Below are 24,464 nucleotides of genomic sequence, written 5' to 3'. Positions count from 1 at the left end.
TAGTGCTTGAAACTGCGATGTATTCGCATTAACAGCTTTTCTACACGGGTTCTCACAGCATGAAGTCGACGGCGGGCGGTTGGGTAAAACAGTGGCTGGGAGCCTCGGTATTGACGGTGTCGGGGTTGGCATTGCTGCCGCTTTGCGTCGCCCAGGCGCAAGAGCAGCAAAGCGCCCAGTTCAACTTTGCGCTGGCAGCCAAGCCGTTGCCCCAGGCCCTGAACGACTTCAGCCGGGTCACGGGTCTCAGCGTGATCTACACCGATGAAGCGCCCTACGGCCTCAACGCCCCGGCGATCAATGGGCAGATGAGCGCAACCCAGGCACTGCAGCGCCTGCTGACCAACACCGGGTTCACCTTCCGCCAGATCGATGCGCGCACCTTGGCCCTGGAGCCGCTGCCCACCGGCGGCGCGTTGACGCTTGGCGCCACCACCATCAGCGGTGCCAACCCCGTACAGGACAGCACCAGCTACCAGCCGCCGCCCACCAGTTCGGTGATGCGATCCCGTGGCCTGCTGCTGGAAACGCCGCAAACCGTCAATGTGGTGCCCGCCCAAGTGCTGCGCGACCAACAACCGCGCAACCTGGATGACGCCCTGGGCAACATCAGCGGCATCACCCAGGCCAATACCCTCGGCAGCACCCAGGACGCGGTGATGCTGCGTGGCTTTGGCGACAACCGTAATGGCTCGATCATGCAAGACGGCATGCCCGTCGTGCAGGGCCGCGCCTTGAGCGCCACGGCTGAACGCGTTGAGGTGCTCAAGGGGCCATCGTCGTTGTTGTACGGCATCCAGGACCCGGGTGGTGTGGTCAATATCGTCAGCAAAAAGCCCGAGCTGGTGCAGTCCACCTCATTGACCGCACGCGGCTCGACTTTCGGTGACGGCAAGAACGGCAGCGGCGGCAGCCTCGATACCACCGGGCCGATTGGTGACAGCGGCCTGGCTTATCGGCTGATCGTCGACCATGAAGACGAAGATTACTGGCGCAACTACGGCACCCACCGCGAGACGCTGGTGGCACCGTCCCTGGCCTGGTACGGCGACACCACCCAGGTGGTCTTCGCGTATGAGCACCGCGAATTCCTCTCGCCGTTCGACCGCGGCACGGCCATCGACCCCAAGACCAACCACCCGTTGAACATCCCCGCGACCCGTCGCCTGGATGAGCCGTTCAACAATATGGAAGGCCGCTCCGACTTGTATCGCCTGCAAGTCGACCACGACCTCAACGACGACTGGAAAGCCCACTTCGGCTACAGCTGGAACCGCGAAACCTACGACGCCAGCCAAGTGCGCGTGGTCAAGGTCAACCCCAACGGCACCCTGACCCGCAGCATGGACGGCACCCAAGGCGCGCTGACCACCGACCGCTTCGCGACTGCCAGCCTGGAAGGCAAGGTCGATGTCGCCGGGATGCAGCACGACCTGGTGTTCGGCCTCGACGATGAGTACCGCAAGATCTACCGGGCCGACCTGATTCGCCAAGCGCCGCGCGGTGTCTTCAACTACAACAACCCGGTGTACGGCAACGAAGTCGCAGGGAGCACCGTCAGCGCCGCGGACAGCAACCAGACCGACCTGTTGCGCAGTGATTCGTTGTTCTTCCAGGACGCGATCCACCTGAATGACCAGTGGATTCTGGTCGGCGGTGCGCGCTATCAGATGTACGACCAGTACGCTGGCAAAGGCGTACCGTTCACCGCCAACACCGATGGCAACGGCCAGAAGTGGGTGCCGCGTGCGGGCCTGGTGTACCGCTACACCGACGCGTTGTCGTTCTATGGCAGCTACACCGAGTCGTTCAAACCCAACTCCACCATTGCGCCGCTGGCCAACAAAACGGTGCTGGATGGCAGCCTGGAGCCGGAGCAGTCCAAAGCGTGGGAGCTGGGCACCAAGTTCGACATGCCTGGGCGTATCACCGCGAGCGCGGCCTTGTTCAACATCGAAAAGCGCAATGTGCTGGTGCAAGTGGGGGATGGGCTGACTTCGGTGTACAGCGTGGCCGGCAAGGTGCGCTCGCGTGGCCTGGAGCTGGACGCCAGTGGGCAATTGACCGACAACTGGAGCCTGATCGGCAGCTATGCCTACACCGATGCGGTGGTGGTTGAGGACAGCAAATACAAGGGTAACGACCTGCAAAACGTGGCGAAGAACACCGCGTCGTTGTCGGCCGTGTATGACTTCGGCAGCATTCTGGGCGGTGACCAGCTACGCGTCGGCGCCGGGGCTCGCTATGTGGGCGAGCGGGCAGGGGACGCGGCTAACAGCTTCGAACTGCCGAGCTACACCGTGGCCGATGCGTTCGCCAGCTATGACACCAAGATCGACGGGCAGAAGGTCAAGTTCCAGCTCAATGTGAAGAACCTGTTCGATCGCACCTACTACACCTCGTCGGTGAACACGCAGTTTGTGTCCATCGGCGATGCGCGGCAGGTATCGGTCTCCAGTACCTTGACCTTCTGATGAGAAAATACGCCGGGTTATCATCCCAGCTGATTTGCCAAGTGCTCCACGCCCAGCGCGCTTGCCGAGGAGGTTGGGCGCCTGCGGCAGTGGGTGACCTGTCGCGGTGAGGCGCCGATGTTGATCGTTTTGCAACCCGCGCCGAGTAAAGCCGAGGCCACGCCTGGCCCGCTATTTCAGGTCGGAACGTTCTCGATCACCACCCTGGCACTTGATTGAACGCGCTGAATTAACCAAGCTGCGCACTTTCGCCGATTCAGGAAAGCCAGGTTTATGCGGTTGGCACGATGGATACACACCAGCGCAACGGCGCTGGTCTTTGGCCTGTTACTCAGTGGTTGCGCCACACCGTCAAAGACGGCCACCGGGCACAGCCTCGACCAGTTGCTGGCCGACCCGGCGCTGCACGGCGCCTCGGTGTCGCTGCTGGTGCGTGATGCCCGCAGTGGCGCCACGCTGTATCAGCACAACCCGCGCACACGGCTGGTGCCCGCCTCCAACCTCAAGCTGCTGACCACCGCGGCGGCGATGGATGTGTTGGGGCCGCAGTACCGGTTTTCTACGCAATTGTTGAGCAATGGCATCCGCCAGGGCGATCGCCTGACCGGCAACCTGTACCTGCGCGGTCTGGGTGACCCCACCATTCAATTCGCCGATTACCAGGCCCTCGCGGCGCAACTGGCCAGCCAGGGCGTACGCCAGGTGCAGGGTGACCTGGTGTTCGACGACACCTGGTTTGACGCCGAGCGGCTGGGTGTCGACTGGTCCCACGATGATGAAACCACCTACTACGGCGCGCAGATTTCCGCGCTGACCGTGTCACCCAACGCGGATTTTGATGCCGGCAGCGTACTGGTCACGGCCAAAGCGCCGGTGCGCGTAGGGCAGCCGGTGAATGTCGAGATCTTCCCGCCGACCGACTACCTGCAACTGAGTAACCGCGCGGTCAGCGGGCCCGGCAACACCTATGGCATCAACCGTCGCCATGGCACCAACCTGTTGCAGCTCAGTGGCGCCGTAGCGGCGGGGCGGCAGAGCGAACAATTGGTCAGTGTGTGGGAGCCGACGCAACTGGTGGCCAATCTGTTTGAACAGGCGTTGGCGCAGCAGGGCATTACGGTGCTGGGGCGTCGTGTGATGGGCGCTGCCAGCCCGGCCACGGCGACAGTGTTGGCCGAGCACCAATCGGCGCCGTTGCAGGCACTGATCACGCCGCTGCTCAAACTCTCGAACAACAACATGTCCGAAGCCCTGCTCAAGGCCATGGGCCGCAAGACCGCCAATAGCGGCACGGCGGCGGCGGGTGTGGTGGCGGTGGCCGGGTTTCTCAAGCGCCAGGGGCTGGACACGGCGACGCTGAGCCAGGTCGACGGCTCCGGCCTGTCACGGCGTAACCTGGTGTCGTCGCAAACCCTCACCGACCTGCTGCTGGCTGCGAGCAAACAGCCGTGGTTCAACGCCTGGTACAACGCGCTGCCGATTGCCGGCAATACCGAGCGCATGACCGGTGGCAGCCTGAGTTATCGCCTGCGCGGCACAAGCGCTGAAAACAATCTGCACGCCAAGACCGGCTCCATGGGCGGCGTGTCGTCATTGAGCGGTTACATCACCGATGCCCACGGGCGCCAGTTGGTGTTCTCGATGCTGACCAATAACTACGTGGTGGCCGGCGCGCAGGTGAAGGGCCTGGAGAACCGCGTGGCGCTGGCCCTGTCACGTTGGGACGATTGATTCAGGGCTGATAACCCATCCGCCAACTCACCGCCCGGGTCGCCGCCAGCAAGTGCTGCGCCGCCGGGCCGTCTTCATCGGCGTGGAACAGCGAGGTGGGGCCGACCACGGTCATCACCGCTGCCACGTGGCCGACCGCGTTGAACACCGGCGCCGACAATGCATCGACCCCGGGCATCAGCAAACCGTGCACAAAGTGCAGGCCACGGTTGCGGATCTGTTCACACGCGGTGGCGTAGGCCTGGTCATCCGCCAGGGCGTGGGCGCTACCGGCCTGAATCTCACGTTCGCGCAATTCGACGGTCTCCCGCGAAGGTAAATAAGCGCTGAACACCAACCCGGTGGACGAGCTGAGCAACGGCAACACCGAACCCAACTGCGTCACCACCGTGATCGCGCGCACCGCCGGCTCGATGTGCACCACGGTCGCGCCCTGGTTGCCCCACACGGCCAGAAAGCAGGTTTCATTCAGTTCATCCCGCAGCTCCGCCAGGGGCAGGGCGCCGACTTTCAACACATCCATGCTGCCCAGCGCCGCCAGGCCCACGCGCAATGCTTCGCGGCCCAGCCCATAGTGGTTGGTGGCGGTGTTTTGTTCGGCAAACCCCGAGGCGATCAGTGCCTGCAAATAGCGGTGGACCTTGCTCGCCGGCATCTGCACGTGCTCGGCCAGGCGCGACAGCGAGGTGGCCGGGGACAGTTCAGCGAGGGCCTTGAGAATATCGGTGCCCACTTCGGCCGAGCGGACTTTCTGTTTACCGGTGTCGCGGGGCTTTTCCATGGGGCAACGAGAATCCGAGAGATGAATGGGCGTCTTTATAGCTTGACGGTCGATAGTGATCAAATTACGTTATGCGTAACTGGATTACGATAAAAACAACTTCCGTACTGAGGATGCTCCATGAACCTCGAATACCTGTCGGGCTTCGGCAATGAATTCGCCAGCGAAGCCCTGCCTGGCGCGCTGCCCGTCGGCCAGAATTCCCCGCAAAAAGCCCCCTACGGCCTGTACACCGAACTGTTTTCCGGGACCGCCTTCACCATGGTGCGCAGCGAAGCCCGACGCACGTGGTTGTACCGCATTCAGCCATCGGCCAATCACCCGGCCTTCGTGAAGCTTGAACGGCAACTGGCCGGTGGGCCGTTGGGCGCCGTGACGCCGAATCGTCTGCGTTGGAACCCGTTGGACAGGCCCGACGAGCCGACGGACTTTATCGACGGCCTCGTCGGCATGGTGGCCAACTCAGGGGCTGAAAGCCCCTCAGGCATCAGCATCTACAACTACTGCGCCAACCGTTCCATGGAGCGGGTGTTCTTCAACGCCGACGGCGAACTGTTGATCGTCCCCGAGCAGGGCCGGCTGCGCATCGCCACCGAACTGGGCGTGCTGGACGTCGAGCCACTGGACATCGTCGTGCTGCCGCGCGGCCTTAAATTCCGTGTCGAACTGCTGGACGCCCAAGCGCGCGGCTACGTTGCCGAAAACCACGGCGCGCCGCTGCGCCTGCCGGACCTGGGGCCTATCGGCAGCAACGGCCTGGCCAACCCGCGTGACTTCCTGACGCCGGTCGCGCACTACGAAGACCTCAAAAAGCCGACCACGCTGGTACAGAAGTTCCTCGGCGAGTTGTGGGCCTGTGAGCTGGACCATTCGCCGCTGAACGTGGTCGCCTGGCACGGCAATAACGTGCCGTACAAATACGACCTGCGCCGCTTCAATACCCTTGGCACCGTCAGTTTCGATCACCCGGACCCGTCGATCTTCACCGTGTTGACCTCGCCCACCAGCGTGCATGGCCTGGCCAACCTCGACTTCGTGATATTCCCGCCGCGCTGGATGGTCGCCGAGAACACCTTCCGGCCGCCGTGGTTCCACCGCAACCTGATGAACGAATACATGGGCCTGATCCAGGGCGCCTACGACGCCAAGGCCGAAGGCTTCCTGCCCGGGGGTGCGTCGTTGCACAGTTGCATGAGCGCCCATGGTCCGGACGGCGAGACGTGCACCAAGGCCATCAACGTGGAACTGGCGCCGCACAAGATTGATAACACCATGGCGTTTATGTTCGAGACCAGCCAAGTGCTGCGCCCCACGCAGTTCGCCCTGGAATGCCCGCAACTGCAAAACACTTACGACGCGTGCTGGGCCTCGCTGCCCGCCACCTTCAACCCGAACCGGAGATAACCCATGACGCAACCAACGCTAACCCGCAGCTGGGTGGACTCCGCCAACGGTCACCGTGATTTCCCGTTGCAAAACCTGCCGTTGGGCGTGTTCAGCATCAACGGTTCGGCACCGCGTAGCGGTGTGGCGATTGGCGATTCGATTCTTGACCTGCACGCTGCTTTGGACGCGTTCGACGGCGAAGCCCGCCGTGCCGTTGAAGCCACCGCCGGCGGCCAGTTGAACGCCTTTTTCGAGCTGGGCCGTGGCCCGCGCGTGGCCTTGCGCGAGCAACTGCTGGCGCTGCTCGCCGAAGGCAGCAAGCTGCAAACCCGTGAAGCGCAGGTGCTGCACCGCGCAGCAGACTGCCAGATGCACCTGCCGGCGAAAATCAACGATTACACCGACTTCTACGTGGGTATCGAACACGCGCAAAACGTCGGCAAATTGTTCCGTCCCGACAACCCATTGCTGCCGAACTACAAGTACGTGCCAATCGGTTATCACGGCCGTGCCTCGACCATTCGCCCCTCAGGCACGGAGGTACGCCGGCCTAAAGGCCAGACGCTGCCCGCCGGCCAGACCGAGCCAACCTTCGGCCCCTGCGCACGCCTGGATTACGAATTGGAGCTGGGCATCTGGATCGGCCAGGGCAATGCCATGGGCGACTCGATTGCAATTGGTGACGCCGCCGAACATATCGCCGGTTTCTGCCTGCTCAACGACTGGTCGGCGCGCGATATCCAGGCCTGGGAATACCAGCCACTGGGCCCGTTCCTGTCCAAGAGCTTTATCACCAGCATCTCGCCGTGGGTGGTGACGGCCGAAGCGCTGGCGCCGTTCCGCAAAGCCCAACCGGCACGCCCCCACGGCGACCCGCAACCGCTGCCGTACCTGCTGGACACGCGTGACCAGGCGGCAGGCGGCTTTGACATCGAGCTGGAGGTGCTGCTGACCACCGCCTCAATGCGCGAGCAACACCTGCCGGCCCATCGCCTGACGCTGAGTAACACCCAGCACATGTACTGGACCGTGGCGCAAATGGTTGCACACCACAGCGTCAACGGCTGCCAGTTGCAGGCCGGTGACCTGTTCGGCTCGGGCACCTTGTCCGGCCCGCAGCCGGGGCAGTTCGGCAGCCTGCTGGAAATCACCGAAGGCGGCAAAAAGCCGATTGAACTGGCGTCGGGCGAGGTGCGTAAATTCCTCGAGGACGGTGACGAAATCATCCTGCGCGCCCGTTGCAGCCGTGAAGGGTTTGCCTCCATCGGCTTCGGCGAGTGCCGTGGCACGGTGGTCGCGGCGCGCTAAGAGGGCAGGGCGATGGAACTCTATACCTACTACCGCTCTACGTCGTCGTACCGGGTGCGTATTGCCTTGGCACTCAAGGGGTTGGACTACAGCGCCGTGCCGGTCAACCTGCTGGTGCCGGCCGGCGGCGCCAATCGCCAACCGGCGTACCTGGCGATCAACCCGCAAGGCCGAGTGCCGGCGTTGCGTACCGACGAGGGCGAGCTGTTGATTCAGTCGCCCGCGATCATCGAGTACCTGGACGAACGTTATCCACAGGTGCCACTGCTATCAAAAGACCTCGCGACCCGTGCCCATGAGCGCGCGGTGGCGTCGATCATCGGCTGCGATATTCACCCGTTGCACAACTCCAGCACCCAGAACCTGCTGCGCCAGTGGGGGCATGACGAGGCGCAATTGCTGGCGTGGATCGGCCACTGGATCAGCCAGGGCCTGGGTGCAGTCGAGCAGTTGATCGGTGATAGCGGCTTTTGCTTTGGCGAGCAGCCGGGGATGGCGGATGCGTTTCTGATTCCGCAGCTGTATGCGGCCGAACGCTTCAAGGTGCCGTTGGCGGCGTACCCGCGCATTGGGCGTGTGGCGGCGTTGGCGGCGCAGCATCCGGCGTTTGTGCAGGCGCATCCGGCTAATCAACCGGATACCCCAGAAGCATCCTGAATCAATGTAGGCGCTAGCTCGCGAATGCGTCGGATCAGTCGAAACATTTGTCGCTGACACATCGCTTTCGCGAGCAAGCCCGCTGCCACATTTTGATCGGCGACATCCTCATAAAAATAACAGGTACCTTGCGATGCACAATCAGATTGCCAGCTTTCGCGCGGCACTCGACGCCCGTCCGGTGTCGCGCTATCAGTGGTTGATTCTCCTGTTGCTGGCGTTGCTGCTGGTAACCGATGGCTACGACGCGCAGGTGCTGGGCTATGTGGTACCCGCATTGGCCAAGGATTGGGGCCTGGAAAAAGCGGCATTCGGCCCGGTATTCAGTGCCAACCTGCTGGGCCTGACCCTGGGCTCGTTGCTGGTCACGCCACTGGCTGACCGCTTTGGCGTGCGGCGCATCCTGCTCGGCTGTGTACTGATCTACGCCAGCCTCACGGTGTTGATGGTGTTTGCCAACTCCCTGACCACGCTGATGGCCGCACGGTTTATCTGCGGTATTGGCATGGGCGGCGCAATGCCGAGTGCCATGGCGTTGATGTCGGAATATTCGCCGCCGCGGATGCGCACCTTGATGGTGACCCTGGCCGCGTGCGGTTTCTCGTTCGGCGGCGCGGCGGGTGGTTTCGTGGCCGCAGGGTTTATCGATGGCTTCGGTTGGCAGGCGGTATTCCTGGCGGGCGGTGTGACGCCATTGCTGCTGTTTCCTTTTCTGATGTGGCGGTTGCCGGAGTCCCTGCCGCGCCTGCTGCGGGATGCGCCGCCGTATGTGCGCTTGCGCAAAGTCACGGCACGCATGCTGCCCGACTGGCAACCGCCGTTGGCGAGCGACGCCGAAAACCTTCAGGAGCAGGGCAGCAAACTCACGGTGGTCGAGTTGTTCCGCAAGGGTTACGCGCGCCCGACGGTGTTGCTCTGGGCGACCTTTTTCGTCAGCCTGATCCTGCTGTATTTCATGATCAGCTGGCTGCCGTCGTTGTTACTGGAAAGTGGCCTGGCGCTGAACGAAGCCAACCTGGTGACCTCGATGTTCCTGTTCGCCGGCACCTTGGGCGCCATCGGCATGGCCTGGTTCGCCGACCGCCTGAAAAGCAAGGTACGGCTGCTGTCCGGCGTGTTGGCAGCGGCGGCGGTATGCACCCTGTTGCTGGGCCTGAACCACGATAATCCGCGCTATCTGGTGGCCTGTGTGTTCGCCGCCGGGTTTTGCATCATCGGTGGGCAACTGACCCTCAATGCCTTCGCCAGTAACTTCTACCCGGCGCACGTGCGCGCCACCGGCACTGGCTGGGCGTTGGGCGTGGGGCGATTCGGGTCAATTCTGGGGCCGCTGTTTGGCAGCATGTTGCTGGCGATGCATATTCCGGTGCAGCAGATTTTCTTCTTCTGTGCGATTCCAGCGGTGATTGCGGCGCTGTTGATCATTCAAGTGCGCTCGCCGGGCGCTGCGAAGCCAAAAAGCCCCCTGCACAGTGACATTCTCAAAGCCCCGGCCAATCACTGATCGGCCGATTGACGCGGTGAGTCAATGCACCACTGAGTTGGGCGGCAGGTGCCCCAGCCGCTCCGTCAGGCGCAGGCGCTGGATCGGGTCCTCGCTGAGCAGCAGGGCGTGTTCCAGGTCAAAACGTTCGGCACTCGGGCAGTCCAGGCGCTGGTACAAACTGGCCCGCGCCAGGTAGTCGGCGGCGCTGGCATTGCCCAGTTCCAGCACGCGTTCGGCGTCGACCAGCGCGGCCAGCGGGTTGTCATTGGAAAGGTGCAGTTGGCGCAGGTTGCGTGACAACCGTTGCAGGATCGAACGCGGCTCGGCGGTGTGCAGGTGGTCGGCCTGCAACTTGAGGTTCGGCCCGTACTGGCGATGCAGCAATTCACGGCAGTCATTAGGGTACAGGCGCCGCCCGCCGCAGGGGTCCAGCAGGTGATCGGCGCCGGGCACCCGCAGCAGAAAGTGGCCTGGGAAGTTCACGCCCACCATGGGGATATTCAGGCGCCGCGCCAACTCAAGTGCGATCAGGCCCATGGCCAGGGGTTGTCCGCGTTTGCGTTGCAATACCTTGTCGAGCAGGGCGGCCGCCGGGCGCAGCGGAGTAAAGTCATCCTGAGCGAAGCCCAAGTCATTCATGCGCCGTAGCAGCGGCTGGCCGAGTTCATCCGCCGGCAACATGGGCATGCCAACGCTGACCTGCTGCTGCAACACGATGAGGTCTTGCAGGATCAGCACGGGCTGCACGGCGCAGTCGTGTTCGGCAGCAATCCACAGCGCCGCTTCAAACAGCGCAGGGGGTGAACGGTCCAGGCAGGCGAAAAAGGCTGTGCGGGGATTCATTGCGTTCTCCGGCGGATGCCCCGTTTTAGCCTTGCTGTGAATTTTCGTCCAGTGACTTAAGCAATAACCCACCTGCTTATGTCGCAGATCCCACGAAATCCGGCGGCTTATTCCAGCGCACTTCGGCAGTTTTCTACCGCAAGCCTATACTTGGGCCTCTACCAGAAGTGATTCGGGAGCTCGACGATGTTTGCGCTTATGCACAGCACCCGCCTTGAGTCGCTGCACCTGAGTGTCGACGCGGTCACCGGGCTGAAGGCGGTCATCGCCATTCACAACAGCCGCTTGGGGCCGGCCTTGGGCGGTTGCCGTTATCTCGCGTACCCCGACGATGAAAGTGCCGTGGCGGATGCCGCGCGTCTGGCCCAAGGCATGAGCTACAAAGCCGCCCTGGCCGGCCTGCAGGTAGGCGGCGGGACTGCGGTGATCATCCGTCCCGTGCACGTGGAAAGCCGCGCCGCCTTGTTTGAAGCATTTGGCCGTTGCATTGAAAAACTCGATGGCCGTTTCATTACTTCGATCGACAGCGGCACGTCAGTGGCCGACATGGACTGCATCGCCCAGCACACACGCTTCGTCACCAGCACCACCGCCGCCGGCGACCCCGCGCCCCATGCGGCCATGGGCGTGTTCACCGGCATCCGTGCCGCGGCCATGGCCCGCCTGGGCAGCGACAACCTCGAAGGCTTGCGCGTCGCGGTGCAAGGCCTGGGCAATGTCGGTTACGCGCTGGCCGAACAACTGCATGCCGCGGGAGCCGAATTGCTGGTGAGCGACATTGACCACGGCAAAGTGCAACTCGCCATGGAGCAACTCGGCGCGCACCCGATTGCCAACGACGCCTTACTCAGCACGCCCTGCGACATCCTCGCCCCTTGTGGCCTGGGTGCGGTGTTCAATCGGCACAGCGTCGGCCAATTGCGGTGCGCCGCCGTGGCCGGTTCTGCCAGCGCGCAACTGACCACCCTGGACGTTGCCGACCAATTGGAAGGGCGCGGCATCCTCTACGCCCCGGACTACGTGATCAACTCAGGCGGCCTGATCTACGTTGCCCTCAAACACGGCGGTGCCGAGCTGGCGGACATTACCGCGCACTTGTCGAACATCGGTACGCGCCTCACCGAAATCTTCGCCCACGCCCAGGCCGAAAAACGCTCCCCCGCACGGGTGGCGGATGAGTTGGCCGAGCGCCTGCTGTACAAATAGGCCAGGCATTAAAAAGGCCCTGAATCATTGATTCAGGGCCTGTTCAATTCGGGCTTTATTCCGCCGTCGGGTTCAGCAACTCGGACAAAGCGTCCGGTTGGCTCTTGAACGCCTTGGCAAATACATCGCGGTTCTTCGCCATGTAGATCCCGGCTTCTTCCACCTGCTGCTCGCTCAGGGACGGCACGGCTTTTTGCAACACTTCTGCCAGCAACTCAGCGAGTTCAAGCATCTTGTCATGACGGTCAGCTTCGGCTTTATCCATGAACAAACGCTCCAGATCTCGGCTGCTGCGGTATACCACTTCGACGGCCATTCACCACCTCACATGCCTTCACGATAGTTGTCTTTTGCGACTACTGTATTTATATACAGCTAAAAGAGTAAGCCAAACCCTGAGGTTTGGGTAGCAGTTTTTTAATGTAGCCCGTAAATACAGGTTTGGCGTGCCTCATGTCACGCCGCCATCATCTTATACGTGCCTCTGGCCTTTTTTCTGCATGCAGAACAACCGTCACGTCCAACCCGCACTATCCGGTCGAGCCGACCTAAGGAAGTATCATCGTGAAAATCAACTGGGCCGAAAAGCTGCGTCAGCAAGTCCATGGGCTGGCCGAGTCGCTGGGCAATCTGTTCGTCGAGACGTTCCATTACCTGGCGCTGTTCGCCATTGGTGCGGTGACCGCCTGGGCAGCGGTGATGGAGTTTCTGGGGATGCTGGAGACCGGGCACATCAAGATCGATGACATCTTGCTGCTGTTCATCTACCTGGAATTGGGCGCGATGGTCGGGATTTACTTCAAGACCAACCACATGCCGGTGCGCTTCCTGATCTACGTGGCGATCACTGCGCTGACGCGCCTGCTGATCTCCAATGTGTCGCACCACAACCCGCCTGACATCGGCATCATCTACCTGTGTGGCGGCATTCTGCTGTTGGCGTTTTCGATTCTGGTGGTGCGCTACGCGTCGTCGGCATTTCCGTCGGTGAAGGTTGAAGGCCCGCGCCGCAAGGGCGAAGCGAGCCTGGAAACCGAGAAGGGCGAGCTTTAAAGCCCGACGCTGAAGGGCAAGGTGCGGGCGGGCGGGCGCTGCAGGAGTTTGTGGCTGTCGCCGTCCGTCATCACCGTGAGGATTTCCATGGCGCTGTGGCCCTGCTCGATGGCGATGCCGAACTGAATACTTTGCACCAGCCGTTTGAGCCGCTGCGGGTCGTTGCGTTGTTCGGCGCTGATCATGCGTTTGGCCACCACGCCGTCCTCATTCGAGAGGGTCAGCATGATGCTGCCATCCAGCCGTTGGATGCTCAGGTTGACGCGGTAGTTGGGGGTGAAGGTGTCGGTGATGATCTGAAAAGGATTGTCCATGGTGCGTTACCGCCTGATAAGAACATGCAGTCATTGACGACCGGTGTCAGGATTAGTTCGCGTTGCCTGACCATCGGCCACTCCGTCGCTGAGGTTTCACAAAGTCCGTTTGCCTCATGAGCTCTACAGCAAGGCGCGTGCCGTAAAGCAATCGATCCCCAGTGACCTGCCAATGTGGGAGGGGGCTTGCTCCCGATAGCGGGGTATCAGCCAATAAATGCTCGGCTGAAGGACCGCCATCGGGAGCAAGCCCCCTCCCACATTTGTATTGAGTCGTTCTTCAGGTCGGTGGGCTATTTCAGGGCAATACCGAAAAAACGATCGCAGACAGCGCAATCAGCCCGATCACCACCACAAACACATTCGACACGTGGCCTGAGTACTGGCGCAGCGATGGCACGCGGCGAATCGCGTACATCGGCATCAGGAACAGCAGGCACGCGATGATCGGCCCGCCCATCGTCTCGATCATCCCCAGGATGCTTGGGTTGAAGGTCGCCACGGCCCAGCAGGTCAGCACCATGAACAGTGCGGTGCAGCGTTCCAGCCCTTTGGACGACATCGAGCGATTACGCCCGCGCAGGGATTTGACGATCAACCCCTGGAAGCCTTCGCTGGCGCCGATGTAGTGGCCAAGGAAGGATTTGGTAATGGCCACCAGCGCGATCAACGGCGCGGCGTAGGCGATTACCGGCGTCTGGAAGTGGTTGGCCAGGTACGACAGGATCGAAATGTTCTGCGCCTTGGCGGCAGCCAAGTCAGCTGGCGACAGGGCCAGCACGCAACTGAAGCAGAAGAACATCACGGTCAACACCATCATGCCGTGGGCAGTGGCGAGGATGCCGCTGCTTTTGCGCTCGGCCTGGGCGCCATACACGCGCTTCTGGTCCACCGCGAACGCGGAGATGATCGGTGAGTGGTTGAAGGAAAATACCATCACCGGGATCGCCAGCCACAGGGTTTTGAAGAACAGCGGCCACGGCATGCCCTCGCTGGCCGAGGCGAAGAATGCACCGTTCCAGTTGGGGATCAGGCTCACGGCCAGCAATAACAGGGCGGCGACGAACGGGTACACCAGCACGCTCATGGCCTTGACGATCACGCCCTGGCCGCAGCGCACGATGGCCATCAGACCGAGGATCAACACCAGCGACAGGATCGCCCGGGGCGGTGGGGCCATGTGCAGCTGGTGTTCCATGAAACTGCTCAGGGTGTTGGTCAGCGCCACGCTGTACACCAGCAGGATCGGGAAGATGGCGAAGAAGTAGAGCAGGGTGATCAGCTTGCCGGCGCCGACGCCGAAGTGTTCTTCGACCACGTCGGTGATGTCGCCGGATTTGCCTGACAATACAAAACGCGTCAGCCCACGATGAGCAAAGAAGGTCATCGGAAAGGCCAGCAACGCCAGCACGATCAGCGGCCAGAAGCCGCCGACGCCGGCATTGATTGGCAGGAACAAGGTGCCTGCGCCGATGGCGGTGCCGTACAGGCCCAGCATCCAGGTGGTGTCGTGTTTGGTCCAGCCGGTTGTTGCGGTGGTCTGTGAAACAGGCTGTTCAGCAGCAGGTGTACGTACATCGGTCATCGGTATTGCCTCGTTATTATTTTTGCGCGGGCTCACGTATGGGGCGGGTCAAAGTGCTCCGGTCAGCACTCCACCCAGCTGACCGCCAGGCCGCCCCGTGAAGTTTCTTTGTACTTGTCATGCATGTCGGCACCGGTATCGCGCATGGTGCGGATCACCCGGTCGAGGGAAATGAAGTGTTTGCCGTCACCGCGCAGGGCCATTTGTGTGGCGTTGATGGCTTTGACGGCCGCGATGGCGTTGCGCTCGATGCATGGCACTTGCACCAGCCCACCGACCGGGTCGCAGGTCAGGCCGAGGTTGTGTTCCAGACCGATTTCGGCGGCGTTTTCCAGTTGTTCCGGGGTGGCGCCGAGGATGTCAGCCAGGCCGGCGGCGGCCATGGCGCAGGCGGAACCCACCTCGCCCTGGCAACCGACTTCGGCGCCGGAGATTGAGGCGTTCTTCTTGCACAGGATGCCGACGGCGGCCGCAGCGAGGAAGAAATTGACGACATCATCGTCAGACGCGTCCGCGTTGAACTTCATGTAGTAATGCAGCACGGCCGGAATGATCCCCGCCGCGCCATTGGTCGGCGCAGTGACCATCCGCCCGCCGGCCGCATTTTCTTCGTTGACGGCGAGGGCGAACAGGTTGACCCATTCCATGGCCGACAAGGTCGAGGTGATGACATTGGGTTTGCCGATTTCCAACAGGCTGCGGTGCAATTTCGCCGCACGGCGCGGCACATCCAGGCCGCCTGGCAAGATGCCTTCATCGCGCAGGCCTTGCTCCACGCATTCGCGCATCACTGACCAGATGTGCAGCAGCCCGCTGCGGATGTCTGCATCGCTGCGCCATGCGCGCTCGTTGGCCATCATCAATTCCGACACCCGCAGGCCGTGCTTGTTGCACAGGGCCAGCAGTTCGACGGCACTGGAAAAGTCGTAAGGCAATTCCACATCGCTGGTCGGCGCAATGCCCGAGGCCGCTTCAGCCGCTTCGATGATGAAACCGCCACCTACCGAGTAATAGGTTTGTTCGCTCAGCAGGCCGCTGTCGCCGTGGGCATGCAGGGACATGGCATTGGGGTGGTAGGGCAGGCTTTCGTCCAGCAGTAGCAGATCTGTGTGCCAATTAAAGGCAATGTCCTGTTTGCCCGCGAGCAATAAACGGCCGGACTCGCGCACTTGCTGGATACGCGTGTTGATCGAGGTCGGGTCGACCTTGTCTGGCCATTCGCCCATCAGGCCCATCACGCAGGCGCGGTCGGTGGCATGGCCGATGCCAGTGGCGGACAGCGAGCCGTACAGACGCACTTCGACACGGCGTGTGTCGTTCAGCAAATGTTGGTCGGTAAGGGCTTGGGCGAAGGTCGCCGCCGCGCGCATAGGGCCGACGGTATGCGAGCTGGAAGGGCCGATGCCCACCTTGAATAGATCGAAAACACTGATAGCCATGCTAAAGCCTTACAAGCAATGGAGTAGAAATCGCTGCCATGTTTTGTAGGACGAGCGGAATTGGCGCGATACTGGGCCTCTGGATCGGCACTGACCAACGAATTATCCTAAGACACCCTTTAGCAGGACTAAACCCTATGGCCCGGCCCCTTCATGGTCAGACGTATGTCTGGCTGCACGTGTTTTCCTGTGCTGCGCGGCATCTGTCGTTCACCCGCTGCGCCGAAGAACTGCACATCACGCCGGGGGCGGTGAGCCAACAAATTCGCCAGTTGGAGGAGCGTCTGGGCTTTCGGTTGTTCCATCGGCGCGCGCGGGGGGTGGAACTGAGTGCCGAAGGGCAGCGGTTGGCGGCGACGGTGGGGGAGGCCTACGGCAGCATCGATGCTGAATTGCAGCGCTTGGACGCAGGGATGATCAGCGGCACCTTGCGCTTGCGTTCTATCCCCTCGTTTCTCGGCAAGTGGCTGACTCCACGCTTGCCACGCCTGCAGCAACGGTTTCCGGATATCCAGCTGCGCATGGTCGCCGAAGACAGCAGCATCGCGCTGCACGAGGGCGACTTCGACCTGGCCATCGATTTGAACGACGGCAGCTACCCTGGCCTGTTATCCACAGCCCTGCTCGATGAGCAGATTTTCCCGGTGTGCGCGCCCAGCCTGTTGCGCGGCCGTCCGCCCTTGCATGGCCCGGCTGACCTGGTGCATTTCCCGCTGTTGCACGACATCACCGCCTGGCGTGGCAGTTATGAATACGCCGAGTGGGAGTTTTACCTGAACGCCATTGGCTACCACCAAGCCGACGTGCGGCGCGGGCACACCTTCAACCGCAACCACCTGACCATCGAGGCTGCCATCGCCGGCATGGGCGTGGCCATCGCGCGACGCACGTTGCTCAACGATGAGCTGGAGCGCGGCACCTTGATCGTGCCGTTTGGCCTGGCGGTGCCCAACCATAAACGCTACGTTTTGCTTTACGCGCCGGGCGCATTAAGCCATCCGGGCGTGCGCGCGGTGCATGACTGGCTGGTGGAGGAAGCGGGGATTTTTCGCGGATTGCACCCATTGGGGGAGGGGCAATTGTAAGGTTCGCTGGGCGTAAGAAGATGTAACTAACTCCCCACCCTAACAGCGTTTTTGCTCGTAGTCAGACTTAATTTGTAATGTGGGATTTATCTTTGCAAAGGGGTTGAAATGTTCTCCTGACTGCTCAATTGTGTAATCAAGAGGTCATGGTTTCACCACCCCGGTGTTGCAGTTTGTGACCTCTCGCGAGCTAGCTGAAATAAGGGAAGAACTATGCAAATCCAAGTCAATAGCGATAACCATATTGAAAGCAGCATCCGACTGGAGGAGTGGGTACGTACGACCATTGAGAGCACGCTCGAACATTATGAAGAACACCTGACCCGCGTCGAAGTCTACCTGCGCGATGAGAACGGCGATAAGCCCGGTCCTCATGATTTAAGCTGCCGTCTGGAAGCACGGCCAAAGGGCCATCAACCGCTGTCGGTCGCTCATAAGGCCGATACTCTGGAACAGGCAATCGACGGCGCAGCCGTCAAGCTGGAGCATGCGCTGGAACATCTGTTCGGCAAACTGCAAGGCAAGCCACGCGCTGCCGGGAAAAGCCAGCCGACCACCAAAGTGAATGAAGACGAGCTTGAACAGGAGTTTCTGGAAAAAGAACGTGCGGTCTTTAACAGCTGATAGCTGACGGTTCTTTCATCCCCACGAAAACGGGCCTGCAGTTGCAGGCCCGTTTTCGTTTATTGGGCGCGCCGGAAAAAATACCCGCTCAACATCGCCAACCCGCAAGCGCCCAAACCCGCAAAGAGCATCGCCCAACCGACGCCGTGGCGCAGCGCAGCCTGCGCATCGGGGCGGGCCAGCGCCAACACGTCCAGCTTGCCCGCTGCAAGATGCTGGCTGATTTCTGGCCACTCCATTGCCGTGGTGTGGGGCAGCAGGCTTGCGAGGTGATGGCTGATTCCCAGCAACAGCACCAACCCCATCAGCGCGATATTGAGTGCCAGGGTTATCAACCGGGCACTGAGGTCGATGCCTGAGGCCATGCCCGCGCGGTCGGCTGACACTGAGCCGGTGGTGGTGTTGGTGGTGGGCGAGTTGGTCAGCGCCAACCCGACGCCGGCCATCGCGCAGCTGACAAGCACCCAGGCAATGCTCGGAGGCTCGGCACCATTGGCCGCCGCCATGCTGATAAATCCTGCGCCCATCAAGCCCAGGCCCAAGGGAATGATGCGGTCTGCGCCGTAGCTCAAGGCCAGACGTTCGGCCAACGGTGGCACCAGCAACGTGGGCAGGGTGTAGGCGAGCAGCGCGCCGCCAGTGGTCATCGTGTCGTAGCCCAGGCCGGCCTGGAAGTAGAGCGGCAGGTAGATCATGAATGGCCAGAAGCTGAAATTCATGCCGATCGAGCCCATCAGCGCGCCGTTGAAGCGCTGGATGCGGAACACCGAGAAGTCGAACATCGGGTGAGTACTACGCCGTTCAATCAGGATAAATAGCAGCAGCCCGCCCAGTGACAAGCCTGCCCAACCGAGCATGGCCGGTGCGCCGAAGCCGTTCTCGCTGCCTTGGGTGATGAAGTACACCAGCGCAAACACCGACAGCGTCAGGGTCAGCATGCCAGCAATGTCGAGACGATGGCCGGCCGGGTCGCGGGATTCCTCGACGCTGATGCGCAATAACACCAAGGTCAGCACGGTGAGCGGCCCATGCACGAGGAACACCCAGCGCCAGTCTGCTACGGCCAAGATCAACGCGCCCACCATCGGGCCGAAGCCCAGGCCCACGCCCGCGATCACCCCCCATATTGCGAAGGCCCGCGCCCGTGCCGCCGGTTCACGAAACTGGTGCGAAAGAATCGCGAACTGACAAATCATCATCGCCCCGGCACCCACGCCCTGGACAAAACGTGCGGTGATCAGCATGGACGCGTCGTTCGCCAGCCCACACGCCAACGAGGCCAACCCAAACAGCCACAAGCACAGCACCAGCATGCGTCGGCGCCCAAAGCGATCGGCCAATGTCCCCGCCGCCATCAACACGCTGGTGCAGGCCAGGGTGTAGGCATTCATGATCCATTGCGCGTCCTGAAAGCCGGTACCCAGCTGCTGCTCCAGGGTCGGCAGGATGACCGGCACGCTGGAGATTTCCAGACCGAACATCAGGGCTACGAGGCAGACGGCGGTGAGGGCGAGGCCATCTCTGGCCGTGCGCGGGGCGCTGACGACCGATACAGCGGTGGCGGGCGGCATGGGTGGTTCCTTTCGATTGGGTGAGAGCGCTATTCTCGCGGGAACAGGGTTCTTTATTTGTGATAACTTTTCCGTCAATAAGGGAATCAAGGGCGACAATAGACTCATGGCCACCCCGCGTTTTGATGGCGTTGAACTCTTCCTGCAAATTGTCGAGAGCGGCAACCTGACTGAAGCTGCCGAACGCCTGAACCTCACCCGTTCTGCGGTGGGCAAGGGTTTGGCGCGGTTGGAAGCCCGTTTGGGCACCTGCCTGTTGCAGCGCTCCACCCGCCGCCAGCGTCTGACCGAGGACGGGCAGGCCTACTATGAGCATTGCCTGCGTGCACTGGCAGAGTTGGAGGCCGCCGAATCGGTGCTCGAGAGTGGCCGCCAGCAACCGCGTGGACGGCTAAGGGCAAGCTTGCCGCTGGCCTTTGGTCACCACTATGCGGCGCCTGCTTTGTGGGGGTTGATGGACCGATACCCGCAATTGGAGATCGAGATTTCTTTTTCTGACCGGCTGACAGATCTGGCCCAGGAAGGTTTCGACGTTGCCGTGCGTATCGGCCCGCTCCCGGATACCGACCGCCTGAGTGCACGCCGCCTGGGTGAACAGTCCGTGGGCCTGGCCGCTTCGCCGGCCTACCTGCAGCGTGTCGGGCCGATAGAGCGTATCGAGGACCTCGCCGGTCACCGAGGCATTGCCTACCGTTGCGCTCATTCGCATCGCACCGGTGTGACCTCGCCTTTGGTGCTGGACGACCTCCAGGCCGTGGCCGATGCCGCCATCGCTGGCGTGGGCCTGGCCTGGTTGCCGAGTTGGTTGATTGCGCACTATGTGCTGCGTGGCCAACTGGAAGCGGTACTGCACAGCTACCGCGACCAGCCTGCGCCGATCCATGTGATTTGGCCCACGGCCACGCACATGCCGGCCAAGACGCGCTGCGCCATCGACGCCCTGGTCGCGGCGACCCCCAGTTGCCTGGCGGGCAGTTAGAACGCGATGGAGGTTTGCACGTAGACGGTGCGCGGCTCGCCCACGTATTTGCCCTTGTTGTTGTCGTCGAACGAGCGGGTGAAATACTGCTTGTTGAAGATGTTTTTCACCCCGACGGCCACGTTCAAGTCCGACAGCTGTGGGCCAAAGTCATACGCCGCGCGGCTGCTGAACAGCATGTAGCCGGGGATGCGTCCGTTGGCGCCGTCGGCGGTCTCAGCCTGGGTATTGGCGTTGTCGGCGAACTGGCTGCTCTGGTAGCTGCTGTCGAGGTTGAGTTTCCAGCGGCCTTCGGTGTAACCCACGCCGAGCGTGCCTTTGTGCTTGGACGAAAAGGGGACGCGGTTGCCTTTGTTCGGGCCGTTTTCACGGATGGTCGCGTCCACATAGGCATAGGTGGCGTACACATCAAACCCTGCGAGCACCGGGCTCAAACCGTCGAGCGCGTAGTTGATGCTCGACTCGATGCCCTGATGACGCGTTTCACCGCGGGCGATCACCGAATCGTTGGTCTGGTTGCTGTCGTACTGGTTGTCGAAGTTAATCAGGAACGCACCGATTTCCGCACGCAAGGTGCCGTTGTCATAGCGCGTGCCGAGCTCCCAGGTACGGGCTTTTTCCGGTTTCACTTCGCCGCTGGTCACCCGGTTCGGCATTTGGCTGTACTGCACGCTGCCGAATGAGCCTTCGGTGTTGGCGTAGAGGTTCCAGTCTTCGGTGAGGTGGTAAAGCACGTTCAGCGCCGGCAGTGCGGTGTTGTAATCGCCCTTGTACTTCACGTTCGTCAGGTTGTTGGTCTGCTGAGACTCGATCATCTCGTAGCGCACGCCCGGGGTGATGGTCCACTTGCCGATATCAATGCGGTCGTCGACGAAAAACGCATTGGCCTCGGTGGCACCTCGCGTGTCGCGGTCATTGCGGCTGTTGGTGGTCGGCAACTGCTGGTTGGCGCTGATCGGCGTGCGGTAGCGCAATTCGTGGCCGGCTTCGTTGATGTAGCGGTAACCGACGCCCACTTCATGGCTGCTCGGGCCGATGTCGAAGCCTTGGGCGAAGCGGGTTTCCAGGCCGCGCACCCAATACTCGCGGGGTGATAGTGAGAGGAAGTTGCCCTGGTCCAGGTAGCCGTTACGCAGCGTGGTGGTAAAGAAGGTGTTGGCGGTGAATTCGCGGCGGTCTTGCTGGTAGCGGTAACCGGCGTTGAACATCGTACGGCGGCCCCAGAATTTGTCGTAGGGGCGCGTGGACTGATACGGATCAGCCTTGTAGTCCTTGACGTTCAAGCCACCGGGCATATCGGCCTGGCCCTCGTAGTACTGCGCCATGGCGTTGAAGCTGTTGGCGTCGTCCAGTTGGTATTTGCCCTTGAGGATCAGGTCGTCGATGCGCGTGTTGCTGTTTTCGCGCCAGTCACCGCCACGGGTGCCGGAGTACAGGATCGCGCCGCCCAGGCCATTGTCGGCGGTGCCGCCGGCCAGCAGGTTGCCGGTGGTTTTGAAACCATCGTGGCTGGAGGATGGGCTGGTCTCGGTCTGCAAGCCGCCTTTGACCGTCGGCGCATCCGGGATCGCGCGGGTCACGAAGTTGACGATGCCGCCGACGTTTTGCGGGCCGTAGCGCACCGCACCGCCGCCGCGTACCACGTCGACTGCGTCCATGTTGCCCATGCTGATCGGCGCGAAGGACAGCTGCGGTTGGCCATACGGTGCGAAGGGCACCGGGATGCCGTCCATCAGCACGGTGGAGCGCGAGGCCAGGCGCGGGTTGAGGCCGCGAATGCCGAAGTTCAGCGCCATGTCGTGGCTGCCGGTGCCGTTGTTTTCCGGGGCGTTGACGCCGGGGATGCGGTTGAGCACGTCACGGGCCTGGGTCGCGCCCTGGCGCTCGAATTCCTCACGGCGGATCACATCACGCGCACCGGGGTGTTCGAACACGTTGGTTTGCGCCGCGTCGCCGAGCCAGTCGCCGACCACGCTTGAGGTTTGCAGTTCGAGGGTTGCGGGGCCGTTGGCCGGTTGCAGGCTGTAGGCGTTATCACCTTCGGCACGGGCTTGCAGGCCGGTGCCCTCCAGCAGTTTGTGCAGGCCTTCGGTAGCGCTGTAATTGCCCGATAACCCACCGCTGTGCATGCCGGCGGTGACCTCGGAACCGAAAGAAATCAACACGCCAGCCTCACGCCCAAATTGATTCAGCGCTGCTTCCAGGGTCGCCGGGGCGATGTGATACGGCTTGGCATCGGCAGCCATCACCTGCGGCAGCACGGTAAGGCTCAGGCTGGCGCCCAGTAGGAGGTGGCGCAAGGTGCGGGCGAGAAGCGTCGGTTGCTGGGGCATGAAGAGCGGTCCTGAGAAGGAAAGATCAAGGTGGCTTTCCTTCTCTGTCACGCGAGGTGTGGAAATCGGCTCACTTGCGGGTAAAAAAGTGCTGAAATAATCTCAGGCGCGTGCTTCTACGGTCACCCAGTAGCGGGTAAAGCGCCGCACTTTGACCGGCAGGCTGACTTCCAGCAGGTCGAGGATGCGCTCGCTGTCGTCCAGCGGGTAACTGCCGGACAGCAGCAGGTTGGCCACTTGCGGGTCGCAATTAAGCTGGCCGCGACGATAGCGACCCAGCTCGGCAAGAAAGTCTTCCAGGCGCATGTGTGCGGCCACCAGCACGCCGTCGGCCCAGGCGCCGCTGTTGGTATCGGCCGCAAGCGGGGTGTCCCAGCCTTTGCGAGTGAAATTGACCTGGCGCGCGGTCTCGACGCTTAAAGGCAGGCCGCGATAACTGCTAGGCATTATGTCGACAGTGCCGTCAAAAACCGTCAGTTGGGTATGATCGTTGAACTGGCGCACATTCAGCCGTGCGGCCTGGCTGCTGAGCAAGCCCTGGCCGGTGAGTACATGCAGCGGCGTATTGCCGGCGCGGGCTGTCAGCAGCATTTCGCCCTCAAGCAGGCGGATCAAGCGTTGGCTGCGATCAAAATGCACATCCACCGCGCTGCCGGTGTTGAGCTGCAACCGGCTGCCATCGGCCAATTGCACGTTGCGCCGCTGGCCGACGGGGCTGCGGTAGTCAGCGGTCAATGGCGGCAAAATATGCTGCTGGCGCAGGCCCCAAGCGGTGGCCGAGCCGGCACCGAGGACCAGCAGCAGCTTGAGGGCCTGGCGCCGGCTGCGGGATTGGGGCGCGCTCAACGCGGCATGCGCCAGCGGCGAGGGCATGCCGCGCAGGCGCTGGTTGACGCGCTGAATATGCTCCCACGCGCGTTGATGTTCGCTGTGGGCGTTCAGCCATTGTTGCCAGGCCGCTTGCTGGCGCGGGTTGAGCGCGCCTTGCTGCATTTCCAGCAACCAATGCACCGCCTGCTCGGCGACCTGAGTCGAAAAGTTCATAGGGCGAAGTAGCAGCGCATCGCCGCTTTATTCAGGTGGCGTTTGACCGTGGCGATGGAAATGCCCAGCTCGGCGCCGATTTGTGCGTAGCTCAAGCCGTCAAGCTGGGCCAGCAGGAACGCACGTTTGACCAGAGTAGGCAGGCCGTCGAGCAATTGGTCCAGCTCCAGCAGGGTTTGCAGGATGATGGCGCGTTCTTCTTCCGAGGGCGCCACGTGTTCAGGGCTCTGCGCTAATGCCTCAAGGTAGGCGCGTTCCAGGTCCTGGCGGCGGTAGAAGTTGAACAACACGCGCTTGGCAACGGTGGTGAGGAAGGCACGAGGTTCGATCAGCGTTGGGGTTTCCCGTGCGCTGAGCACGCGGATGAACGTGTCCTGCGCCAGGTCGGCCGCGCTTTCCGGGCAGCCGAGCTTGCGTCGCAACCAGCCGGTGAGCCAGTGATGATGGTCGTTGTACAAAACTTCGACGGTATTGGACGGCTGCAACGCAATCACTCCACAAGCATGGGCATGCTTTAGAGAACAAGAATTGTTCGCATTGTAGGGCGCATGACAAGGTTCGGCAA

At 61.9% G+C, this 24,464-nt stretch carries 21 protein-coding genes; 11 read left to right on the top strand and 10 right to left on the bottom strand.

Features of this window, described 5'->3' with window-relative positions:
- The first annotated feature begins 59 nt into the window (after nt 1-59).
- Nucleotides 60-2,474 (top strand): TonB-dependent siderophore receptor, encoded by a 2,415-nt coding sequence (locus JFT85_RS10760; RefSeq protein WP_053254539.1) that lies wholly within the window; start codon nt 60-62, stop codon nt 2,472-2,474.
- A gap of 273 nt (nt 2,475-2,747) precedes the next feature.
- Nucleotides 2,748-4,205, top strand: coding sequence for a D-alanyl-D-alanine carboxypeptidase/D-alanyl-D-alanine endopeptidase (gene dacB / locus JFT85_RS10755; protein ID WP_053254540.1), 1,458 nt, complete (start codon nt 2,748-2,750; stop codon nt 4,203-4,205).
- A gap of 1 nt (nt 4,206) precedes the next feature.
- Here the strand turns inward: dacB and JFT85_RS10750 are convergent, their stop codons facing one another.
- Nucleotides 4,207-4,986, bottom strand: coding sequence for an IclR family transcriptional regulator (locus tag JFT85_RS10750; protein WP_053254541.1), 780 nt, complete (start codon nt 4,984-4,986; stop codon nt 4,207-4,209).
- A gap of 120 nt (nt 4,987-5,106) precedes the next feature.
- On the opposite strand from JFT85_RS10750, the gene hmgA reads away from it, so the two are divergent.
- The 4 genes from hmgA to JFT85_RS10730 all read left to right on the top strand — a co-directional run bounded on the left by hmgA (nt 5,107) and on the right by JFT85_RS10730 (nt 9,841).
- Nucleotides 5,107-6,390 (top strand): homogentisate 1,2-dioxygenase, encoded by a 1,284-nt coding sequence (gene hmgA / locus JFT85_RS10745; RefSeq protein WP_053254542.1) that lies wholly within the window; start codon nt 5,107-5,109, stop codon nt 6,388-6,390.
- Between the two features lie 3 nt (nt 6,391-6,393).
- Nucleotides 6,394-7,680, top strand: coding sequence for a fumarylacetoacetase (gene fahA, locus JFT85_RS10740; protein ID WP_078827780.1), 1,287 nt, complete (start codon nt 6,394-6,396; stop codon nt 7,678-7,680).
- A 12-nt stretch (nt 7,681-7,692) separates the two neighbouring features.
- Nucleotides 7,693-8,337: a maleylacetoacetate isomerase gene (maiA, locus tag JFT85_RS10735; RefSeq protein ID WP_069551844.1), complete on the top strand. Its 645-nt coding sequence runs from the start codon at nt 7,693-7,695 to the stop codon at nt 8,335-8,337.
- Nucleotides 8,338-8,470: 133 nt separating this feature from the next.
- Nucleotides 8,471-9,841, top strand: a complete 1,371-nt coding sequence (locus JFT85_RS10730) for an MFS transporter (protein ID WP_053254545.1) — start codon at nt 8,471-8,473, stop codon at nt 9,839-9,841.
- A gap of 21 nt (nt 9,842-9,862) precedes the next feature.
- Here the strand turns inward: JFT85_RS10730 and JFT85_RS10725 are convergent, their stop codons facing one another.
- A complete protein-coding gene (locus JFT85_RS10725) occupies nt 9,863-10,666 on the bottom strand; it encodes a SirB1 family protein (protein WP_069551845.1) in 804 nt (267 codons plus the stop codon).
- Nucleotides 10,667-10,852: 186 nt separating this feature from the next.
- Here JFT85_RS10725 and JFT85_RS10720 point away from each other — a divergent pair, with 186 nt between their 5' ends.
- Entirely contained in the window at nt 10,853-11,872 is a 1,020-nt protein-coding gene (locus tag JFT85_RS10720) for a Glu/Leu/Phe/Val dehydrogenase family protein (protein WP_053254547.1), read from the top strand.
- 55 nt (nt 11,873-11,927) lie between these two features.
- Here the strand turns inward: JFT85_RS10720 and JFT85_RS10715 are convergent, their stop codons facing one another.
- Nucleotides 11,928-12,188, bottom strand: a complete 261-nt coding sequence (locus JFT85_RS10715; protein WP_016974596.1) for a YebG family protein — start codon at nt 12,186-12,188, stop codon at nt 11,928-11,930.
- A gap of 248 nt (nt 12,189-12,436) precedes the next feature.
- On the opposite strand from JFT85_RS10715, the gene JFT85_RS10710 reads away from it, so the two are divergent.
- A complete protein-coding gene (locus JFT85_RS10710) occupies nt 12,437-12,925 on the top strand; it encodes a phosphate-starvation-inducible protein PsiE (RefSeq protein ID WP_017135172.1) in 489 nt (162 codons plus the stop codon).
- Here the strand turns inward: JFT85_RS10710 and JFT85_RS10705 are convergent.
- From JFT85_RS10705 to JFT85_RS10695, 3 genes are all read right to left on the bottom strand, one after another.
- Nucleotides 12,922-13,239: a DUF3509 domain-containing protein gene (locus tag JFT85_RS10705; protein WP_053254548.1), complete on the bottom strand. Its 318-nt coding sequence runs from the start codon at nt 13,237-13,239 to the stop codon at nt 12,922-12,924. The two genes, JFT85_RS10710 and JFT85_RS10705, sit on opposite strands and share 4 nt — an antisense overlap.
- A gap of 298 nt (nt 13,240-13,537) precedes the next feature.
- Nucleotides 13,538-14,824: a serine/threonine transporter gene (locus tag JFT85_RS10700; RefSeq protein ID WP_201229832.1), complete on the bottom strand. Its 1,287-nt coding sequence runs from the start codon at nt 14,822-14,824 to the stop codon at nt 13,538-13,540.
- Between the two features lie 62 nt (nt 14,825-14,886).
- Nucleotides 14,887-16,263 (bottom strand): L-serine ammonia-lyase, encoded by a 1,377-nt coding sequence (locus tag JFT85_RS10695; RefSeq protein ID WP_053254550.1) that lies wholly within the window; start codon nt 16,261-16,263, stop codon nt 14,887-14,889.
- 137 nt (nt 16,264-16,400) lie between these two features.
- Here JFT85_RS10695 and JFT85_RS10690 point away from each other — a divergent pair, with 137 nt between their 5' ends.
- Both JFT85_RS10690 and JFT85_RS10685 read left to right on the top strand, forming a co-directional pair.
- Nucleotides 16,401-17,348 carry a LysR substrate-binding domain-containing protein gene (locus tag JFT85_RS10690; RefSeq protein ID WP_053254551.1) on the top strand — a complete coding sequence of 316 codons (948 nt, stop codon included), beginning with the start codon at nt 16,401-16,403 and terminating at the stop codon, nt 17,346-17,348.
- Nucleotides 17,349-17,561: 213 nt separating this feature from the next.
- Entirely contained in the window at nt 17,562-17,972 is a 411-nt protein-coding gene (locus JFT85_RS10685; RefSeq protein WP_053254552.1) for an HPF/RaiA family ribosome-associated protein, read from the top strand.
- A gap of 59 nt (nt 17,973-18,031) precedes the next feature.
- Here JFT85_RS10685 and JFT85_RS10680 read toward each other — a convergent pair whose 3' ends face one another.
- Nucleotides 18,032-19,543, bottom strand: coding sequence for an MFS transporter (locus JFT85_RS10680; protein WP_201229831.1), 1,512 nt, complete (start codon nt 19,541-19,543; stop codon nt 18,032-18,034).
- Nucleotides 19,544-19,649: 106 nt separating this feature from the next.
- On the opposite strand from JFT85_RS10680, the gene JFT85_RS10675 reads away from it, so the two are divergent.
- Complete coding sequence (locus JFT85_RS10675) at nt 19,650-20,522, top strand: LysR family transcriptional regulator (protein ID WP_078827784.1); 873 nt, start codon at nt 19,650-19,652, stop codon at nt 20,520-20,522.
- Here JFT85_RS10675 and fecA read toward each other — a convergent pair.
- From fecA to JFT85_RS10660, 3 genes are all read right to left on the bottom strand, one after another.
- A complete protein-coding gene (gene fecA / locus JFT85_RS10670) occupies nt 20,519-22,855 on the bottom strand; it encodes a TonB-dependent Fe(3+) dicitrate receptor FecA (RefSeq protein ID WP_201229830.1) in 2,337 nt (778 codons plus the stop codon). The two genes, JFT85_RS10675 and fecA, sit on opposite strands and share 4 nt — an antisense overlap.
- 102 nt (nt 22,856-22,957) lie before the next feature.
- Entirely contained in the window at nt 22,958-23,899 is a 942-nt protein-coding gene (locus tag JFT85_RS10665) for a FecR domain-containing protein (RefSeq protein WP_053254556.1), read from the bottom strand.
- Nucleotides 23,896-24,384 carry a sigma-70 family RNA polymerase sigma factor gene (locus JFT85_RS10660; protein ID WP_053255344.1) on the bottom strand — a complete coding sequence of 163 codons (489 nt, stop codon included), beginning with the start codon at nt 24,382-24,384 and terminating at the stop codon, nt 23,896-23,898. Before JFT85_RS10660 ends, JFT85_RS10665 begins: the two co-directional genes overlap by 4 nt.
- Nucleotides 24,385-24,464 lie beyond the last annotated feature (80 nt).

It is taken from the genome of Pseudomonas sp. TH04, from assembly GCF_016651355.1.
GTDB lineage: Bacteria > Pseudomonadota > Gammaproteobacteria > Pseudomonadales > Pseudomonadaceae > Aquipseudomonas > Aquipseudomonas fluorescens.
This window is presented reverse-complemented; position numbering and strand designations above follow the sequence as displayed.

Bases quoted from the DNA above. Each gene is read 5' to 3' on its own strand.
- JFT85_RS10760 (WP_053254539.1), top strand. From the start codon at position 60: ATGAAGTCGACGGCGGGCGGTTGGGTAAAACAGTGGCTGGGAGCCTCG.
- dacB (WP_053254540.1), top strand. From the start codon at position 2,748: ATGCGGTTGGCACGATGGATACACACCAGCGCAACGGCGCTGGTCTTT.
- JFT85_RS10750 (WP_053254541.1), bottom strand. From the start codon at position 4,986: ATGGAAAAGCCCCGCGACACCGGTAAACAGAAAGTCCGCTCGGCCGAA.
- hmgA (WP_053254542.1), top strand. From the start codon at position 5,107: ATGAACCTCGAATACCTGTCGGGCTTCGGCAATGAATTCGCCAGCGAA.
- fahA (WP_078827780.1), top strand. From the start codon at position 6,394: ATGACGCAACCAACGCTAACCCGCAGCTGGGTGGACTCCGCCAACGGT.
- maiA (WP_069551844.1), top strand. From the start codon at position 7,693: ATGGAACTCTATACCTACTACCGCTCTACGTCGTCGTACCGGGTGCGT.
- JFT85_RS10730 (WP_053254545.1), top strand. From the start codon at position 8,471: ATGCACAATCAGATTGCCAGCTTTCGCGCGGCACTCGACGCCCGTCCG.
- JFT85_RS10725 (WP_069551845.1), bottom strand. From the start codon at position 10,666: ATGAATCCCCGCACAGCCTTTTTCGCCTGCCTGGACCGTTCACCCCCT.
- JFT85_RS10720 (WP_053254547.1), top strand. From the start codon at position 10,853: ATGTTTGCGCTTATGCACAGCACCCGCCTTGAGTCGCTGCACCTGAGT.
- JFT85_RS10715 (WP_016974596.1), bottom strand. From the start codon at position 12,188: ATGGCCGTCGAAGTGGTATACCGCAGCAGCCGAGATCTGGAGCGTTTG.
- JFT85_RS10705 (WP_053254548.1), bottom strand. From the start codon at position 13,239: ATGGACAATCCTTTTCAGATCATCACCGACACCTTCACCCCCAACTAC.
- JFT85_RS10700 (WP_201229832.1), bottom strand. From the start codon at position 14,824: ATGACCGATGTACGTACACCTGCTGCTGAACAGCCTGTTTCACAGACC.
- JFT85_RS10695 (WP_053254550.1), bottom strand. From the start codon at position 16,263: ATGGCTATCAGTGTTTTCGATCTATTCAAGGTGGGCATCGGCCCTTCC.
- JFT85_RS10690 (WP_053254551.1), top strand. From the start codon at position 16,401: ATGGCCCGGCCCCTTCATGGTCAGACGTATGTCTGGCTGCACGTGTTT.
- JFT85_RS10685 (WP_053254552.1), top strand. From the start codon at position 17,562: ATGCAAATCCAAGTCAATAGCGATAACCATATTGAAAGCAGCATCCGA.
- JFT85_RS10680 (WP_201229831.1), bottom strand. From the start codon at position 19,543: ATGCCGCCCGCCACCGCTGTATCGGTCGTCAGCGCCCCGCGCACGGCC.
- JFT85_RS10675 (WP_078827784.1), top strand. From the start codon at position 19,650: ATGGCCACCCCGCGTTTTGATGGCGTTGAACTCTTCCTGCAAATTGTC.
- fecA (WP_201229830.1), bottom strand. From the start codon at position 22,855: ATGCCCCAGCAACCGACGCTTCTCGCCCGCACCTTGCGCCACCTCCTA.
- JFT85_RS10665 (WP_053254556.1), bottom strand. From the start codon at position 23,899: ATGAACTTTTCGACTCAGGTCGCCGAGCAGGCGGTGCATTGGTTGCTG.